Here is a 17,045-nt window from a genome sequence, read left to right as displayed (position 1 = left end):
GGTGTAGGTGGGATCAGCGGCCGCTGAGCAGGACGACGTGGGTTCCGGTCAACGCGGTGCTACGGGCGTGAGCGAGCAGCCCGGCCAGGGCGACCGAGCCGGCGGCGGTGGGCTGGGCTGCGTACTCGGCGAGCAGGTGCCGCGCGGTCAGCAGTTCGTCGTCGGTGGCCGCGTGCACGGCACCGCCGCTGGCTCTGATCGCGTCGAGGGCCTCGGGGCCCTGTAGCGCGTGCCAGTTGACCAGCGGCTGGTTGTGGTCGGTCGTGGTAACGCCGTGCAGCGGCACGTCCCACCCGAGCTGACTCAGCGCCTTGTGTACGGCGATGACGGTGGTGCCGTTGCCCACCGGGATCCACAGCGCCGCCGGCGGTTCGTCCAGCTCGGCGTGCAGGGCGTGGGCGACGGTGCCGTGGCCGGTGAACACCGCGTCGACGTAGGGTCCGTCGACGTTGCCGTCGATGGCGCCGTCGAGGGTTGCCAGTCGCCTGGACTCGTCGACGGCGTCCTCGTAGCTGCCGTCGATCAAATGCACGTTCGCGCCGGCTGCGCGCATGAAGGTGCCGCCGTCGCTCCAGCCGGTGGGCAGCACGACGGTGCAGGGCATGCCGATGGCGCCGCAGGCCATCGCCATCGCGCGTCCGTAGTTGCCGCAGGTGGCGATGACGAACTCGACGACGCAGGAGCGGGGTCGTGGTTGCACCGGGCAGGAGGAGTCGCATGATCGACCCAACCAGGACCTGAGCCACATCGCCGACCCGGGCGGGCGGAGTGGCGAGGGTGATCGAGCGCGACGGGAGGGCGAGGTCTGCGTCCCTACGACTCTCGCGCGCGGTTGCGGCGGTGGTGGACGGTCAGCGCGACCGCGCAGAGCACCGCCACCAGGCCGAACGCCGAGCTGATCCACTGGTTGTCCGCCGCGGTCGACAGCACCACGTTGGCCGCCGCGCTGACGAAGAGCACCAGCCACAGCAGCGGGCGCAGCAGGCCGCCCGGCTTCTTCGGTCCGGCGACCGGGGCCTCGGCGATGCGGTACGGATCGGTCATGACTACCCCCTTAGGCGAACGTTCCTCGACGCCGTCGACGCTAGGCAGGCGGCGCGGCGGGGACGATCCCGTCAGCTCGACGACAGTGGTACAGCAGGCTGTACCTTCCGCGCAGGGCGTTGCCGTGCGGGTTCCGCGGTGGCCTATGTTGGCGAGGGAGGTGGGTCGATGACGTACGTGCGGGGCCGGGTTCGCGCCTCGATCGACGCCCTGGAGCACCTCGCCGGAGGGCTGGGCACCGCCGCGCTGGCGCTGGGCGCGCTGCTCTGGGCGGCGATCGTGGCGGTGACCTGCGTGGGCGGGGTGGGGCTGCTGGCGGCGCCCGGTGCTCTGCGGGCGGTGCGCTCGGTGGCCGACCGCGAGCGGGCCCGGCTGTCCCGCTGGGGTGAGTCGATCCCCACGCCGGGGCCGGTGCCGGCCGGGTTGCGGACGGCGACGCGTGATCCCTTCGTGCGCCGGGAGCTCGGCTGGGTCGCGCTGTACTCGCTCATCGGCCTGGTGACCGGGCTGGTCGGCCTCGGGCTGCCACTGTCTGCCGTGCAGTACGTCACGTTCCCGCTGTGGTACGAGCTGCTCCCTGCCGACGCGGGCGCGCCGGGGATCGTCTGGTGGCGCATCGACGGGTTGTCCGAGGCACTCGCGGTCGGGTTGTTCGGGGTGGGCTGGCTGGCCGCCGCGATCTGGTTCAGCCCGGTCCTGGCCCGTCTCCAGGCGTGGCCGGGCCGGTTGCTGCTGCCTCCGCCGCCGGGTGTCGACCTGTCGCTGCGGGTGGCCGAGCTGACCGCCACCCGCGCTGCGGCGCTGGACGCCCACGCGGTCGAGCTGCGCCGGATCGAGCGTTCGTTGCACGACGGCACCCAGAACCGGTTGGTCGCGGTCAACGTGTTGCTGGGTGCCGCGCGGCGGGCAGCGCGCCGCAACCCGGACCGCGCCGATGAGATCCTCGGGCAGGCGCAGGACGCTGCGGAACAGGCACTCGGCGAGCTTCGTACGGTGGTGCGCGGGATCCTGCCACCCGTGCTGGACAACCGGGGTCTCGCCGGCGCTCTGGCGGGTCTGGCCGGCAGTTGCGTGGTGCCCTGCCGACTTGAGGTGGACGTGGCCGTGCGGTGCGCGGCCTCGGTCGAGGCCACCGCGTACTTCGTGGTGGCCGAGGCGCTGACCAACGTCGTCCGGCACAGCGGTGCGAGCCAGGTGGACGTGGCCGTGCGCCGCGAACGCGGCCGGCTGCTGGTGTGCATTGAGGACGACGGACACGGCGACGCGGACGAGACACGTGGCTCAGGGCTGACCGGTATCCGCCGGCGGGTCGAGGCGTACGACGGCCTGATGACACTGACGAGCCCGCCGGGCGGGCCGACGAGAATGGACGTGGAGCTGCCATGCGGATCGTGATCGCCGAGGACGACCCGCTGCTGCGTGAAGGGCTGGCTCTGCTGCTGCGGGCGGAGGATCTGGACGTGGTCGCCACGGCCGGTACTCCGGGCGAGTTCCTGGTCGCCGTCGACGAACACGCGCCGGACGTCGCGATCGTGGACGTACGGATGCCACCGACCCACACCGACGAGGGCATCGTGGCTGCGGTGGAGGCCCGGCGGCGCCGCCCCGGCCTCGCGGTGCTGGTCCTGTCGGCGTATGTGGAGCAGGCTTTCGCCACCGACCTGTTCTCGGTCGGCGCCGTCGGGCTCGGTTATCTGTTGAAGGAGCGGGTGGGCCGGGTCGAGGAGTTCCTCGCCGCGCTGCACCGCGTCGCGGACGGCGGCAGCGTGATCGACCCGGAGGTGGTGGCGCAGTTGCTCGCCCGCAACCGCCGGACGGACACGGCGCTGGGCGAGCTGTCGCCGCGTGAGCGTGAGGTGCTGGGGTTGATGGCCGAAGGGCTTGGCAACAGCGCGATCGCCGGGCGACTGTTCGTCACCGACGGCGCGGTGCACAAGCACATCCGCAGCATCTTCTCGAAGCTTCAGCTTCCACCGGACGACCATGCCGACCGCCGGGTCACCGCGGTGCTGCGCTACCTGAACGGTGATCGGAGGTAGCGCCTGCTGTACCTGGCCCTGGCAGCCCGCGGGATGGTCGCCGTTCTCGCACGTCAATAGCGTTTCTGGTGCGCGCAGTTCTTGCCGATGACACGGAGAGAGGCCACCAGAATGCCGGATTATCCGGGACAGACCATCGAACCGGCGGTACGGGTCGAACAACTCACCCGCGTGTACGACGCCGGCCGTAACCAGGTGACTGCGCTTGCGGGCATCGATGTCGGCTTCGACCGGGGCACCTTCACCGCGGTGATGGGGCCCTCGGGCTCCGGCAAGAGCACGCTGCTGCAGACCGCCGCCGGGCTCGACCGGCCCACCTCCGGTCGGGTGGTCATCGGAGGCACCGACCTGTCCGGGCTGTCCGAGACCCGCCTGACCGAGCTGCGTCGTACCCGGATCGGGTTCGTCTTCCAGGCATTCAACCTGATCGGCGCGCTCACCGTCGAGGAGAACATCGTGCTGCCCCTACGCCTGGCCGGCGTCCGTCCGGACCGGGCCTGGCTGACCCAGGTGGTCGAGCGGGTCGGCCTCACCGAGCGACTGCACCACCGGCCGGCCGCGCTCTCCGGCGGCCAGCAGCAGCGGGTGGCGATCGCCCGGGCGCTGGCCACCCGCCCCGAGGTGATCTTCTCAGACGAGCCCACCGGCGCCCTCGACTCGCGGACCGCGGCGGAGGTGCTGACGCTGCTTCGCGCGGTCGTGGACGAACACGGGCTGACAGTGGTGATGGTGACCCACGATCCGATCGCCGCGTCGTACGCGGACCGCGTGCTCGTGTTGGCCGACGGTGCGATCGTCGCCGACCTTCCGCAGCTCGGAGCCGCCGGTATCGCCGAGCACCTGGCATCGCTGGATCGGCGGGTCCTCCGATGATCGGCCTCGCCGCCCGCCTGCTGCGACACCGCGCCGGCCCCGCCGCCGCGACCCTGCTGGCCCTGATCGCCGGCGTGCTGATCCTGGTATCGATGGGCACGCTCGTCGAGTCCGGGCTGCGTTTCCGTACGGAGCCACGACTCTGGGCAACGGCCGACGCGGTCGTCGCCAACCGCACGGTGAGCCACACGTTCAAAGAGTTCGGCGGCGACACCACCACGAGCACCGTCACGCTGCCCGAGGGCGGCACTGTGGACGCGGCCCTGGTGGACCAGATCCGCCAGGTGCCGGGCGTCGAGGCCGTCACCGGCGACGAACGGGTGCTGATCGGCTCACCCGCTGCCGTGGGACACGGCTGGGACACGTACGCCTTCACCGGTCGTCCCATCGGCGCGGGTGCCGCGCCACGAGCCGACGACGAGGTGCTTGTCGACACCCTTCTCGGCGTGGCACCCGGCAACCGCATCGACCTGGTCGTCGGCGGGGTCAGCCGGTCGTACCGGGTGAGCGGAACCGCCGAGACCGGTTCGGCGGCGGTGTTCTTCACCGACGCGCAGGCCGCCCGGTTGTCCGCCCACCCGGGCCGGGTTGATGCGATCGGCGTGCGGATGGTGCCCGGCGCCGACCTCGGCGCGGTACGCGAGATCGCGTCGGCGGCCGGCGCCACGACGTACGCCGGGAAGGACCGTGGGAACGTCGAGCAGTCGGAGGACCAGGCCGCCCAGACGTTGCTGATCGAGGTCGGATCGGTTTTCGGGGGGTACGTCGTCCTGCTGATCGTCTTCGTGGTGGCCGGCACCATCGGGCTGTCCGTCCGGCACCGTCGACGTGACCTGGCGTTACTACGCGCGGTCGCGGCCACGCCGGGGCAGGTGCGTCGCATGCTGGTCGCCGAGGCCGCGCTTCTGGCCCTGCTCGGCTCTGCGATCGGCGGCCCGGCCGGACTGCTGGCGGCCCGTTGGGTGCACGGCGAGCTGGTCGGACGGGGGTTCGTGCCGGCCAGCTTCCCGATGGCCGGCGGCCTGTTCGCGGTGCCGGCCGCGGCCCTCGTGGCGGTCCTCGTGGCGGTGCTCGCCGCGTTGGTCGCGGCACGCCGGGTCACCGGGATCAAGCCGATCGAGGCGCTCGGCGAGATCGCTGTCGAGCCTCGGCGCAGCGGCCGGGTGCGGCTGATCGCCGGCGTGCTGACGCTGGCGGCGGCCGGCACCTCCGGGGCGTTCACGCTCGGTGCCGCCGGGTCGACCGGGGCACTGGCCGGCGCGGTCGGCATGCTGTACCTGTTCGTCATCGCGGTGGCGCTGCTCGCACCGAGGATCAACGCGTACGCGGCACGCCTGCTCACACCGTTGTTGCCGCGGATGTGGCGGGTCAGCGGCTACCTGGCCGCGGCCAATCTGCGGGCCAACGCGCAGGGCATGGCGACCGTCCTGACCGCCCTCGTACTGTCAGTGGGGTTCGGCGGCTCGGTCTGGTTCCTGCAGACCAACCTGGAACGGCAGACCACCACGCAGAGCAGCGCGGGAACCCTCGCCGAGCGGGTGCTTGTCGCTCCGGGTGGGCTGCCGAAGGACGCGGTCCGGGAGATCCGCGAGTTGGCCGGGGTGCGGGCGGCCACCGGTGTGCACCGTACGCAGGTGGTGGTGCGGGCGCTCGGCGGAATCGAGCCGGTCAGCGCGCAGTCGGTCGACCCGGCGGGCATCACGTCGACGATGGACCTCGCCGTGCGCGAGGGCAACCTGGCCGACCTGCGCGCGGGCACTGTCGCCCTGTCTGCGATGCAGGCGTCCACTTCCGGCTGGGACGTCGGCGACCAGGTGGAACTCTGGCTGGGCGACGGCACCCCGGTCACGTTGGACGTCATCGCGATCTACGGCCGGGGCCTCGGCTTCGGCGACGTCACGCTGGCCGCCGAGACGGTCGCCGGGCACACGGCCGGGGGTACCGACGACGAGGTCCTGGTCAGCGCCGGCCCGGAGGCCGACACCGCGTTGGCCCGGTGGTCGGCGGGGCACCCGGGCACCCAGGTTCTCGACGCCGCTACCCGTACGCGTCTGATCAGCGCCGATCTGGCGTTCGGCGCCTGGTTGAACCGGCTGCTGATCGGCGTGATGGTGGGGTACGCGGCGCTGGCGGCGGCGACCACGATGGTGCTGGCCGCGCTGGCCCGCCGCCGCGAGTTGGCGTTGCTGCAACTGGTCGGGGTCACCCGCCGTCAGATTCGGCGGATGGTCCAGGCCGAACAGGCCGGGCTGCTCGGCACCGCGGTGCTGATCGGCGCGACGATCGCGGCGCTGACTCTGAGCGCGATCGTCAACGGACTGACCGGCAGCCCGGTCCCGTACGTCCCGCCGCTCGGTTGGGTGGCGGTGCTCGGCGGCACGACACTGCTGGCGTTGGCAACCACCGTGTGGCCCGTCCGACGCCTGCTCAGCGCTCCGCCGATCGACAACATCGGTGTGAAGGAGTAGGCGTCGCGGCTCGAATATCGGCAACCGCTGACGGCATCGCCGACAAGCGCGGTGGCACCACCGCAGACGCGACACGGAACCCGGCCGCCGGCCATGGGGGCCACGAAGATCATCGCGGAACCCGACAGCAGGGCATGCAGCCGGACGTTCGAGATCGCCGCGAACGCCGCACTGGGGGCGCTCGGCAGCCGCAGGCACTGCGGGTTCGCCAGTTCGTGCTGCTGGGCTCGGTCAGCCAGCACCTGCTGCACCGGTCGCCGTGCACGGTGGCGGTGGTCCGGGAAATCCCGCAGGCCTGAGCTCTGGTTCTGAACGCTGGACCGCCCCGGCCGGCCGGGGCGGTCCAGCCGTCTCCGAACTCAGGTCCGATCCAACAGCCGCCGCAGAGAGTTGCGGCCGATACGGCAGAGGCCGTTGACAACGGATGCGATCGCCCACGGTGCGAACCAGACGGACGGCCGCCCGGTACGGGCGGGCCGGTGGTCCCGTCCTAGCGGGCCCATCGGCCGTGCCGATATCGATCGACGGAGACCTACGTTCGAGAGGAAGGACCAACGGAGGGCAGAAGCATGATCGAGACCTTGGTTGAGAACGGTCTCAAGGCGTTGGCCGACTACGACTCCTACGACCAGAAACAGGTCGACGAGATCGTGAAGAAGGCGTCGGTGGCCGCGCTCAGCCGGCACGCCGCACTCGCGATGCTGGCGGTCGAGGAGACCGGCCGCGGCGTGTTCGAGGACAAGGCGGCGAAAAACATCTTCGCCTGCGAGCACGTCACCAACCACATGGCCGACATCCGCACCGTCGGGGTGATCGCCCGGGACGACATCGCGGGGGTCACTCAGATCGCCGAGCCGGTCGGGGTGGTGGCCGCGGTGACGCCGGTGACCAACCCGACCTCGACCACCATCTTCAAGGCTCTGCTGGCCCTCAAGACCCGCAACCCGGTGATCTTCGCCTTCCATCCGGCGGCGCAACGCTGCAGCCAGGAGGCCGCCCGAACGGTCCGTGACGCCGCCGTCGCCGCCGGCGCGCCGGAGCACTGCGTCCAGTGGATCGAGGCGCCGTCGGTGGCCGCGACGAACGAGTTGATGCAGCATCCCGGTGTCTCGGTGGTCCTGGCGACCGGCGGCAACACCATGGTCCGAGCCGCCTATTCCACCGGCAAACCGGCGCTCGGCGTCGGCGCCGGCAATGTCCCGGCGTACCTGGAGGCTTCGGCCGACGTGGCCCGCGCTGTCAACGACGTGGTGCTGTCCAAGTCGTTCGACAACGGCATGATCTGCGCCTCCGAGCAGGCCGTCATCATCGACGACGCGATCCAGTCCGTCGCTCTCGCCGAGTTCCGGCGACTGCACGCCCACGTCGCGACGCCACAGGAGAAGACGCTGCTGGAGGCGCTGCTTTTCGGCTCCGGAAGACTCAACCCGGACGTGGTCGGGCAGTCAGCGACCTGGATCGCCGAACACGCCGGTTTCGCGGTCGCCCCGGACACCTCGATCATCCTGGCCCCGGTCGACCGGGTCGGCCCGGCCGAGCCGCTGACCCGGGAGAAGCTCTGCCCGGTGCTCGCCCTGCTGTCGGCGACCGGTCACGACCAGGCCTTCGCGTACGCCGAGCAGATGGTCGAGTTTGACGGTCTGGGCCACAGCGCCGTCATCCACACGCAGGACGCGGAACTGGCCGAGGCGTACGGCCGTCGGATCAAGGCCGTCCGGATCATCTGGAACGCACCGGCCTCGCAGGGCGGCATCGGCGACATGTACAACGCCTTCCTGCCGTCGCTGACGCTGGGCTGCGGCAGCTACGGCCACAATTCGGTGTCGCACAACGTCACCGCGGTCGACCTGATCAACATCAAGCGGGTTGCCCGGCGTACGAACAATCTGCAGTGGTTCAAGGTTCCGCCGAAGATCTACTTCGAGCCGAACGCGATCCGTTACCTCGCCGACATGCCCGACGTACACCGGGTCACGGTGGTCACCGACCACACGATGACCAAGCTGGGGTACGTGGACCGCGTGCTGTCCGTGCTGCACCGCCGCCGCGAGCAGGTGGCTCTGCAGATCATCGACGACGTGGAGCCGGAGCCCAGCGTGCGCACTGTCGACCGCGGCGCCGAGTTGATGCGCTCGTTTCGGCCGGACACCATCATCGCGCTCGGCGGGGGCTCGGCGATGGATGCCGCCAAGGTGATGTGGCTGCGCTACGAGCACCCCGAGGTGGTCTTCGCCGATCTGCGGGAGAAGTTCTTCGACATCCGCAAACGCGCCTTCAAGTTCCCCACCCTCGGCACGCTGGCCCAACTCGTCTGCGTCCCGACCACCTCCGGCACCGGGGCTGAGGTCACCCCGTTCGCCGTCATCACCGACACCGCGTCGGGCAAGAAGTACCCGCTCGCCGACTACGCTCTCACGCCGAGTGTGGCGATCGTCGACCCGGTGCTGGCCGCCGACCTGCCGGCGGTGGTCACCGCGGACAGCGGCTTCGACGCGCTCACCCACGCGATCGAGTCGTATGTGTCGGTCTACGCCAGCGACTTCACCGACGGGCTGGCCCTGCACGCCATCCGGCTCATCTTCGGCAACCTGGCCCGGGCCGTGCACCACGGCGCGGCAGACCCGCGGGCCCGCGAGAAGATGCACAACGCCGGAACGATCGCCGGCATGGCGTTCGGCAGCGCCTTCCTCGGCATCGTGCATGCCATGTCGCACACCCTGGGCGCCACCTTCCACGTCGCACACGGACGCACCAACGCGATCCTGCTCCCACACGTCATCCGCTACAACGGGGCCGTGCCGAGCAAGCTCACCGGCTGGCCCAAGTACGAGAGCTACCGGGCGCCGCAACGCTTCGCCGACATCGCCCGCACCCTCGGGCTGCCCGCGGCGACCGACGCCGAGGCGGTCGAAGCTCTGGCCACGGCGATCGAGAGGCTGCGCGACGCGGTCGGCATCGAACCCTCGTTCGCGGCCGTCGGGGTGGACGAGGGTGCCTTCCTCGCGGCGTTGCCGCAGCAGGCGCTCAACGCGTACGAGGACCAGTGCGCGCCGGCCAATCCCCGGATGCCGATGCTCGCCGACATGCAGGAACTGATGCGCGCCGCGTACCACGGATCGGCGACCGCCGGCTGAGTAGACCGGGAGGTGCCGCTTTCGCTCAGAAGGGAGAGGCTATGAAGGGAACAGTGCTCCAACGACCCGGGCGGTGGCTCACGTGGGGAGCCACGACGGGCGAGGTGGCGGGCACGCTGCCCGGCGACGAGTTCCTCGCCGCCCCGGACATCGTCTCCACCCGGGCAGTCACCATCGAGGCACCGCCCATGGCGGTCTGGCCCTGGCTCGTGCAGATGGGCAGCGGTCGCGGTGGCGCCTACACCTACGACTGGGTCGAGAACCTGTTCGGGCTCGACATGCACAGCGCCGACGAGATCCTGCCACGGTTCCAGCACCTCGCCACCGGCGACGAACTACCGCTTGGCAGGAACGGGCCCGCCATGCGGGTCGAGATCCTCGACCCGGGGCGGACGCTGGTGTTCCGGTCCGCCGATGGCGCCTGGGTGTGGTCCTTCCACCTGCGGCCCGACGGGGCGGGCACCCGGCTGATCAGCCGCAACCGGATCGCGCTGGTGGGCGGTCCGGGACCGGTTCGGATCGCGTACCGCCTGGTGATGGAACCGGGCAGTCTGATCATGGAACGCCGGATGCTGCTGGGTATCAAGCAGCGCGCGGAAGGCACGTCATGAACGTGCTCGCCCGGTGCGTGGCGGCCGCGACGCTAGCTCCCTCGCTGCACAACAGCCAGCCATGGCTCTTCCGGGTCACCGGCCGGGAGGTGCGGGTGTACGCGGACCGCAGCCGCCAACTCGACGCGCTGGACGCGTCCGGGCGCGAACTCCTGATCAGTGTCGGTGCGGCAGTGTTCACCCTGCGGCTGGCTCTGCGGGCAGAGGGTTGGCGCACGACGTACGTCCTCTTCCCGGAACCGGACTCGCCCGATCTGGTGGCCCGGGTGCTAATCGATGGCGAAGCCCCACCGCCGGAAACCGTGACGACGTTGGCCGAAGCGATCGCCCGGCGGCACACCAATCGGTGGCCGTTCGCCGACTCAGCGGTTTCTGCCGACGCGATCGAGGAGCTGACCGTGGCCGCCGCGGACCAGGGGGTGGCACTCACGGTCGCCGGTCCGGTCACCCGCAACGCCATCCTGGGGCTCGGGCACCAGGCTGAGCGCCGGCTGCGCATGAGCGGCCGCTACCGGGCCGAGCTGAGCCGCTGGACGAGGCCCTCGTCGGGCCGCCACGACGGCATCCCAGCCGCCGCCATCGGACCGTGGGACGCCCTCGAACGAATGCCGATCCGAGACTTCGGCCTCGTCCACCCACAACCCTGGCGGACAAGTGAGTTCTTCGAGGCGCACCCGACCATCGCCGTGCTCGCGACGCTCGGTGACGGCCCGCACGACTGGGTAAGCGCCGGTCAGGCCCTTCAGCACGTCCTGCTGGCGGCCACCCGGCTGAGGCTGGCCACCACTCCCATCAGCCAACCGATCGAGGTTCCGGCGATCCGCGAACTGCTCACCGACACCGCGGCCGGCCGTTGGGCGCAGATGATCATTCGGATCGGATACGGCCCACAGGCCGCGGTGACACCGCGCCGGCCGCTGTCCGAGGTTCTGCGAAGGAGCGACCAGTGACCATTCGACGATCATGGCGCGCCCGGATGTACCGGGGAGGACACCCCGGTCGCCTGGCGCGGGTGCTCAACCGGATCGCCGCTGCCCAGCACAGCAGCGGATTCCTGGCACCGTCGGGCTGGGTGACCCTGGCAGTGGTCGGCCACAGAAGCGGGCGGACGGTGGCCGTGCCGTTGGTGATGACCATTCATGGCGGGGAGCGCTACCTGGTCTCGATGCTCGGGCGCCGGGCCAACTGGGTGGCCAACGTCCGGGCTGCCGACGGCGCGGCCACCCTTCGGCGTGGCCGACGGGAGCCGGTCCGGCTGGTCGAGGTCGACGTGGCGGAACGAGCGCCGATCCTGCGCGAGTATCTCGCCAAGGCACCGGGCGCCCGCCCGCACTTCCCGGTCGATCGGCATTCCTCACACGCTGAGTTCATGACGATCGCGCCGGAGTACCCGGTATTCCTGATCGGACCGGCGGTGCCCTGAGGTTCCGGAGCTGGGGGCCGAACGTCCCTCGGCGGACGGCTTCTGGCCCTTGGGGGCGACGTCGGCCGGGCCTAGCGTGACTCCTGACAAGCCGAGATCTGTGAAAGGAGCCGCCGTGACCGCGGTCGTATCCGAGCCCCGTACGCTCGCCGAGCTCGACGACACCGAACTCGCCCGTCTGGACGCGTGGTGGCGGGCGACCAACTACCTCACCATCGGGCAGATTTACCTGCAGGGCAACCCGTTGCTGCGCGAGCCCCTGTCGGCTGAGCACATCAAGCCGCGCCTGCTCGGTCACTGGGGAACCAGCCCCGGTCTGTCGCTGATCTACGCACACGTCTCCCGGCTGATCCGGCACACCGGTCAGCAGGCGATCTACCTGGCCGGTCCGGGTCACGGCGGCCCGGCACTGGTGGCCGCCGGCTACCTGGAAGGCACCTACAGCGAGATCTACCCGGACGTCAGTCAGGACGAGGCCGGGATGCTGCGCCTGTTCCGGCAGTTCTCCAGCCCGGGCGGTATCCCGTCGCACGTGTCGGTGACCACCCCCGGCTCCATCCACGAGGGCGGCGAGCTGGGCTACGTCCTGGTCCACGCGTTCGGCGCGGTCATGGACAACCCGGACCTGCTGGCCATCGCGGTGGTGGGCGACGGTGAGGCCGAGACCGGGCCCCTCGAGGGCTCCTGGAAGGGCGTGTCCTTTCTCAACCCCGAGCGCGACGGCGCGGTCCTGCCGATCCTGCACCTCAACGACGCCAAGATCTCCGGCCCCACCGTGCTGGGGCGCAAGGATCCCGAGGAGGTACGCAACCTGCTGCGTGGCCACGGCTACGACGTCATCGAGGTCGAGGGCTCCGACCTGCCCGGCATGCACCACCGCTTCGCCGCCGCCCTCGTCACTGCCTGGACGAGGATCCGCGACATCCAGACCGCCGCCCGCGACGGTTCCTGGGACGGTATCCGCCCGGCCTGGCCGCTGATCATCCTGCGGTCACCGAAGGGCTGGACCGGGCCGGACTCCGTCGACGGGATCACCGTCACCGGGACCTGGCGGTCGCACCAGGTGCCGCTGTCCGGCGTCAAGGACAATCCGGAGCACCTCGCACTGCTCGAACGCTGGCTCAAGTCGTACCGTCCGGAGGAGCTGTTCGATTCCGCCGGCGCGCCCGTGGCGTTGATCCGGGACCAGGCTCCCGACGGTGACCTACGGATGAGCGCCAGCTCGCATGCCAACGGCGGGGTGCTGACCCGGGATCTGGACCTGCCGGACTTCCGTGCCTACGCGGTCGACGTGCCCCGGCCCGCGCAGCGGCGGGCCGAGTCGACACGCAAGCTGGGCGAGATGATGCGAGACATCTACGCCCGCAACGCCGACCGGTTCCGGTTGTTCTGCCCCGACGAGACCAACAGCAACCGGCTCGGTTCCGTCTTCGAGGTCTCCGACCGCGCCTTCATGGAGCGCGTGACGGCAGAGGATGTGGCGATCAGCCGCCACGGCCGGGTCATGGAGGTGCTCAGCGAGCACAACTGCCACGGCTGGCTGGAGGGCTACAACCTGACCGGCCGGCACGGCATGTTCGCCACGTACGAGGCGTTCGCCATGGTCAGCGCGTCGCAGACCGTGCAGCACGGCAAGTGGTTGCAGGAGGCCAAGAACCTGCCGTGGCGCGAGAAGGTGCCCAGCCTCAACGTGCTGCTCACCTCGACGGCGTGGCGCAACGACCACAACGGCTTCTCCCACCAGGGGCCCGGCCTGATCCAGGTGGTGCTCACCCAACGCGGCGACGTCGCCCGGGTCTACCTGCCGCCGGACGCCAACACCCTGCTGTCGGTGGCCGACCACTGCTTCCGGTCGCGGTCCTACATCAACCTGATCGTGATCGACAAGCAGCCGCAGTTGCAGTACCTCTCCATGGACGAGGCGATCGAGCACTGCGCCCGCGGCGCGGGCGTCTGGGACTGGGCCGGCACCGACGACGGCACCAGCGACCCCGACATCGTCCTCGCCTGCGCCGGCGACGTCGTCACCATGGAGACGGTCGCGGCCGCACAGATCCTGCGCGACCGGTTGCCCGGCTTCAAGGTCCGCGTGGTCAACGTGGTCGACCTGATGACCCTGGTCCGCCCCAAGGACCACCCACACGGCATGAACGAGACCTTGTTCACCGAGCTGTTCACCGACACCGTCGACGTGGTGTTCTCCTTCCACGGCTACCCCGGCGCGATCCACCAGCTCGTGCACGGCCGCCCCGACGCGGACCGGTTCCGCGTCCGCGGCTTCATCGAGCAGGGCACGACCACCACCCCGTTCGACATGACGGTCCGCAACAGGGCGTCGCGGTACCACCTCGTGATGGACGCCATCAACAACGCCAAGCGCCTCCCCCGCGGCGCCGCCGACCTCAAGGCGTGGTGCCAGAGTCAGCTCGATCGCCACGAGACGTACGTGGTGGAGCACCTGGAGGACATGCCCGAGGTCCGCGACTGGGCGCTCGGCGACTGGGTGGCACGCGGCTGAGCTTCACCGAGACGGTGGCGCCGGCCGGCGCCACCGTCTCTCGGCGATGCCCGGCGGCAGCGGCGGGACCGCGAGGCGGGTGGCGGTCAGCCACCCGCCTCCCAGCTTCCCAGCTCTGACGGTAGAGGCCCGCAAAGACGCAGGTCAGGGCCGGAAGAGCGCGTCACCACGCGCGTCGCGCCACGGCCCGTCGACGGGGGTCGTCCGGCCCTACGGCGAAGAACCCCGACCGGTCTACAAAGGAAGAAGAGGGAAGGGGTGAGAAGTGCCATGACCCGATACGTCTACGACTTCACCGACGGCAACAAGGACCTCAAGGACCTGCTCGGCGGCAAGGGCGCCAACCTGGCCGAGATGACCCTGATGGGCCTGCCGGTGCCGCCAGGGTTCACCGTCACCACCGAGGCGTGCCGCACCTACCTGCGCACCGGCACGATGCCCGCAGGCCTGCTCACCGAGGTCCAACATCACCTGCGGCTGATGCAGAACCGGATGGGCAAGACCTTCGGCGACGCCGCAGATCCGCTGTTGCTGTCGGTGCGGTCCGGTGCCAAGTTCTCGATGCCGGGAATGATGGAGACAATCCTGGACATCGGCCTGAACGACGCGAGCGTGGTCGGCCTCGGCCGACAGAGCGCGGATCAGCGGTTCGCCTGGGACTCGTACCGGCGCCTGATCCAGATGTTCGGCAAGACGGTTTTCGACGTTCCCGGCGAAGCTTTCGAAGAGGAACTGACGGCCGCCCGGTCGATCGCGGGCGTCGCAACGGACCCGGAACTCGGCACGACTCAACTGCAGGACCTGGTACACGCGTACAAGAAGGTGTTCCACCAGCACACCGGCCGAGACTTTCCACAGGCACCGCACGAACAGCTGTTCCTGGCGATCGCAGCGGTGTTCCGCTCGTGGAACGCCGAACGCGCCATCCTGTACCGCCGGCAGGAGCGCATCCCGCAGGACCTGGGCACCGCGGTCAACGTCATGGCGATGGTCTTCGGCAACCGAGGGGAGAACTCCGGAACCGGGGTCGCCTTCACCCGGGACCCGGCCACCGGACGGCGTGGCGTCTACGGCGACTACCTGCGCAACGCTCAAGGGGAGGACGTGGTCGCCGGGATCCGCAACGCCGTGCCGCTGGCCGAGCTCGCCGCCATCGATCCAGCGAGCCATCGGCAGCTGCTGTCGATCATGCAGCGGCTCGAGCAGCGTTACCGCGACCTGTGCGACATCGAGTTCACCATCGAGAACGGCAGGTTGTGGATGCTGCAGACCCGGGTCGGCAAGCGCACCCCGGCCGCCGCGTTCGTCATCGCCGCCCAGTTGGTCGACGAGGGCCGCATCACCCTGCATGAGGCACTGCAGCGGGTCACCGGTGAGCAACTGGCCCAGCTGATGTTCCCCAGTTTCGACACCACCGCCGCTCCCCCACCGCTGACCACCGGCGTGCCGGCCTCTCCGGGCGCGTCGGTCGGCGCGATCGTCTTCGACTCGGCCGCCGCGGTGGCGGCGACCGAGCCGGTCATCCTGGTGCGCCGGGAGACCAATCCCGACGACCTGCCCGGCATGATCGCTGCTCAAGGCATCCTGACCTCGCGCGGCGGCAAGACGTCACACGCCGCGGTGGTCGCCCGCGGCATGGGCAAGACATGTGTCTGCGGCACCGAGGAACTACGCATCGACGGCGACGGCCTCACCGTGGCGGGTCGCACCCTGCACGCCGGTGACATCATCTCGATCGACGGCACCACCGGAAACGTCTACCCGGGATCGGTCGCCGTGCGGCCCTCCGCGGTGGTGCGGTACTTCGAGGGCGAGCTGGCGGCGCACGGCGACCCGCTGCTCTCCGCGGTGGAGCGGCTGATGGCCCACGCCGATCACCAGGCCCGGCTCGACGTGCACGCCAACGCCGACACCGCCGTCGACGCCACCCGAGCCCGCCGCTTCGGCGCCACCGGAGTCGGCTTGTGCCGCACCGAGCACATGTTCCTCGGCGACCGCCGCCGGCTGGTCGAGAGGCTGATCCTGGCCGAGGACGACGCCGCCCGCTCCGAAGCCCTCCAGGCGCTGCTGCCCTTGCAGCGGGCCGACTTCGAGGAGCTGTTCGCCGCGATGGACGGGCTGCCGGTGACCGTGCGGCTCATCGACCCACCGCTGCACGAGTTCCTGCCCCCGCTGGAGGAGCTGACCGCCCGGGTGGCCCACGCAGAGGCGCTCGGCGTGGACCCGGGCCACGACGGCACACTGCTGACCGCGGTGCGGCGCATGCACGAGCAAAACCCGATGCTCGGGCTGCGCGGCGTACGTCTGGGCCTGGTGATCCCGGGTCTGTTCGCCATGCAGGTCCGCGCGATCGCGCAGGCCGCGGCCGCTCGGGTCGCCGCAGGCGGCGACCCTCAGCCGGAGATCATGGTTCCGCTGGTCGGAGCGGTTCAGGAACTCGAGACGGTACGCGCGGAAGCGGAGTCGGTGCTGGCGAGCGTGCCCGGTGCGCCGCCGATCCGGCTCGGCACCATGATCGAGGTTCCCCGGGCCGCCCTGACCGCCGGGCAGATCGCCGGCGTCGCCGAATTCTTCTCGTTCGGCACCAACGACCTGACCCAGATGACGTGGGGCTTCTCCCGCGACGACGTGGAAGGCGCGTTCTTCGGCCGGTATCTCGAGCTGGGCATCTTCTCGGTATCACCGTTCGAGAGCATCGACCGCGACGGCGTGGGCGAGCTCGTCAGCACCGCCGTCCAACGCGGCCGCGCCATCCGGCCCGACCTGACCATCGGGGTGTGCGGCGAGCACGGCGGCGATCCGGCCTCGGTGCGGTTCTTCCACGACGCCGGCCTGGACTACGTGTCCTGCTCGCCGTTCCGGGTGCCGATCGCCCGGCTCGAGGCCGGTCGCGCCGCGAGCGCAGCGGCCGGCTCGGACAGCCGGTAGGAGGTCA

General features: G+C 70.5%; 12 protein-coding genes and 1 pseudogene. 11 read left to right on the top strand and 2 right to left on the bottom strand.

Going from position 1 to position 17,045, the window contains the following annotated elements:
- Nucleotides 1-13 precede the first annotated feature (13 nt).
- The gene (locus tag ABZ794_RS01700; protein WP_210780646.1) at nucleotides 14-700 is read right to left on the bottom strand and encodes a pyridoxal-phosphate dependent enzyme; all 687 of its coding nucleotides are present in this window, start codon (nucleotides 698-700) and stop codon (nucleotides 14-16) included.
- Between the two features lie 113 nt (nucleotides 701-813).
- Nucleotides 814-1,044 (bottom strand): hypothetical protein, encoded by a 231-nt coding sequence (locus ABZ794_RS01695; RefSeq protein ID WP_210780647.1) that lies wholly within the window; start codon nucleotides 1,042-1,044, stop codon nucleotides 814-816.
- A gap of 168 nt (nucleotides 1,045-1,212) precedes the next feature.
- Between ABZ794_RS01695 and ABZ794_RS01690 the strand changes: the two genes are divergently transcribed.
- The 11 genes and pseudogenes from ABZ794_RS01690 to ppdK all read left to right on the top strand — a co-directional run bounded on the left by ABZ794_RS01690 (nucleotide 1,213) and on the right by ppdK (nucleotide 17,038).
- Complete coding sequence (locus tag ABZ794_RS01690; protein WP_357513754.1) at nucleotides 1,213-2,439, top strand: sensor domain-containing protein; 1,227 nt, start codon at nucleotides 1,213-1,215, stop codon at nucleotides 2,437-2,439.
- Nucleotides 2,427-3,083: a response regulator transcription factor gene (locus ABZ794_RS01685; protein ID WP_210780649.1), complete on the top strand. Its 657-nt coding sequence runs from the start codon at nucleotides 2,427-2,429 to the stop codon at nucleotides 3,081-3,083. Before ABZ794_RS01690 ends, ABZ794_RS01685 begins: the two co-directional genes overlap by 13 nt.
- 111 nt (nucleotides 3,084-3,194) lie before the next feature.
- Nucleotides 3,195-3,956, top strand: coding sequence for an ABC transporter ATP-binding protein (locus ABZ794_RS01680; RefSeq protein WP_210780650.1), 762 nt, complete (start codon nucleotides 3,195-3,197; stop codon nucleotides 3,954-3,956).
- Nucleotides 3,953-6,424: an FtsX-like permease family protein gene (locus ABZ794_RS01675; protein ID WP_238688361.1), complete on the top strand. Its 2,472-nt coding sequence runs from the start codon at nucleotides 3,953-3,955 to the stop codon at nucleotides 6,422-6,424. The genes ABZ794_RS01680 and ABZ794_RS01675 overlap by 4 nt, the downstream gene beginning before the upstream one ends.
- Before the next feature lie 134 nt (nucleotides 6,425-6,558).
- Nucleotides 6,559-6,723: a universal stress protein gene (locus ABZ794_RS01670; protein ID WP_238688360.1), complete on the top strand. Its 165-nt coding sequence runs from the start codon at nucleotides 6,559-6,561 to the stop codon at nucleotides 6,721-6,723.
- A gap of 267 nt (nucleotides 6,724-6,990) precedes the next feature.
- Nucleotides 6,991-9,558: pseudogene (gene adhE / locus ABZ794_RS01665) on the top strand (bifunctional acetaldehyde-CoA/alcohol dehydrogenase); the annotation flags it as partial.
- Between the two features lie 41 nt (nucleotides 9,559-9,599).
- Nucleotides 9,600-10,169, top strand: a complete 570-nt coding sequence (locus ABZ794_RS01660) for an SRPBCC family protein (RefSeq protein ID WP_210780653.1) — start codon at nucleotides 9,600-9,602, stop codon at nucleotides 10,167-10,169.
- Nucleotides 10,166-11,119, top strand: coding sequence for a nitroreductase family protein (locus ABZ794_RS01655; RefSeq protein ID WP_210780654.1), 954 nt, complete (start codon nucleotides 10,166-10,168; stop codon nucleotides 11,117-11,119). The genes ABZ794_RS01660 and ABZ794_RS01655 overlap by 4 nt, the downstream gene beginning before the upstream one ends.
- Nucleotides 11,116-11,592 carry a nitroreductase/quinone reductase family protein gene (locus tag ABZ794_RS01650; protein WP_357513750.1) on the top strand — a complete coding sequence of 159 codons (477 nt, stop codon included), beginning with the start codon at nucleotides 11,116-11,118 and terminating at the stop codon, nucleotides 11,590-11,592. Before ABZ794_RS01655 ends, ABZ794_RS01650 begins: the two co-directional genes overlap by 4 nt.
- Nucleotides 11,593-11,707: 115 nt before the next feature.
- Nucleotides 11,708-14,110 (top strand): phosphoketolase family protein, encoded by a 2,403-nt coding sequence (locus ABZ794_RS01645; protein WP_357513748.1) that lies wholly within the window; start codon nucleotides 11,708-11,710, stop codon nucleotides 14,108-14,110.
- 270 nt (nucleotides 14,111-14,380) lie between these two features.
- The gene (gene ppdK / locus ABZ794_RS01640) at nucleotides 14,381-17,038 is read left to right on the top strand and encodes a pyruvate, phosphate dikinase (RefSeq protein ID WP_357513746.1); all 2,658 of its coding nucleotides are present in this window, start codon (nucleotides 14,381-14,383) and stop codon (nucleotides 17,036-17,038) included.
- Nucleotides 17,039-17,045: the final 7 nt, after the last annotated feature.

The sequence above is a fragment of the Micromonospora sp. NPDC047187 genome (genome assembly GCF_040643355.1).
GTDB lineage: Bacteria > Actinomycetota > Actinomycetes > Mycobacteriales > Micromonosporaceae > Micromonospora > Micromonospora salmantinae.
Note: the sequence above shows the minus strand (reverse complement) of the source record. Positions and strands in the feature narration are given on the sequence as shown.

Excerpts from the sequence above, each read along its gene's own strand:
- ABZ794_RS01695 (WP_210780647.1), bottom strand. The coding sequence starts at position 1,044 with ATGACCGATCCGTACCGCATCGCCGAGGCCCCGGTCGCCGGACCGAAG.
- ABZ794_RS01690 (WP_357513754.1), top strand. The coding sequence starts at position 1,213 with ATGACGTACGTGCGGGGCCGGGTTCGCGCCTCGATCGACGCCCTGGAG.
- ABZ794_RS01685 (WP_210780649.1), top strand. The coding sequence starts at position 2,427 with ATGCGGATCGTGATCGCCGAGGACGACCCGCTGCTGCGTGAAGGGCTG.
- ABZ794_RS01680 (WP_210780650.1), top strand. The coding sequence starts at position 3,195 with ATGCCGGATTATCCGGGACAGACCATCGAACCGGCGGTACGGGTCGAA.
- ABZ794_RS01675 (WP_238688361.1), top strand. The coding sequence starts at position 3,953 with ATGATCGGCCTCGCCGCCCGCCTGCTGCGACACCGCGCCGGCCCCGCC.
- ABZ794_RS01670 (WP_238688360.1), top strand. The coding sequence starts at position 6,559 with ATGCAGCCGGACGTTCGAGATCGCCGCGAACGCCGCACTGGGGGCGCT.
- ABZ794_RS01660 (WP_210780653.1), top strand. The coding sequence starts at position 9,600 with ATGAAGGGAACAGTGCTCCAACGACCCGGGCGGTGGCTCACGTGGGGA.
- ABZ794_RS01655 (WP_210780654.1), top strand. The coding sequence starts at position 10,166 with ATGAACGTGCTCGCCCGGTGCGTGGCGGCCGCGACGCTAGCTCCCTCG.
- ppdK (WP_357513746.1), top strand. The coding sequence starts at position 14,381 with ATGACCCGATACGTCTACGACTTCACCGACGGCAACAAGGACCTCAAG.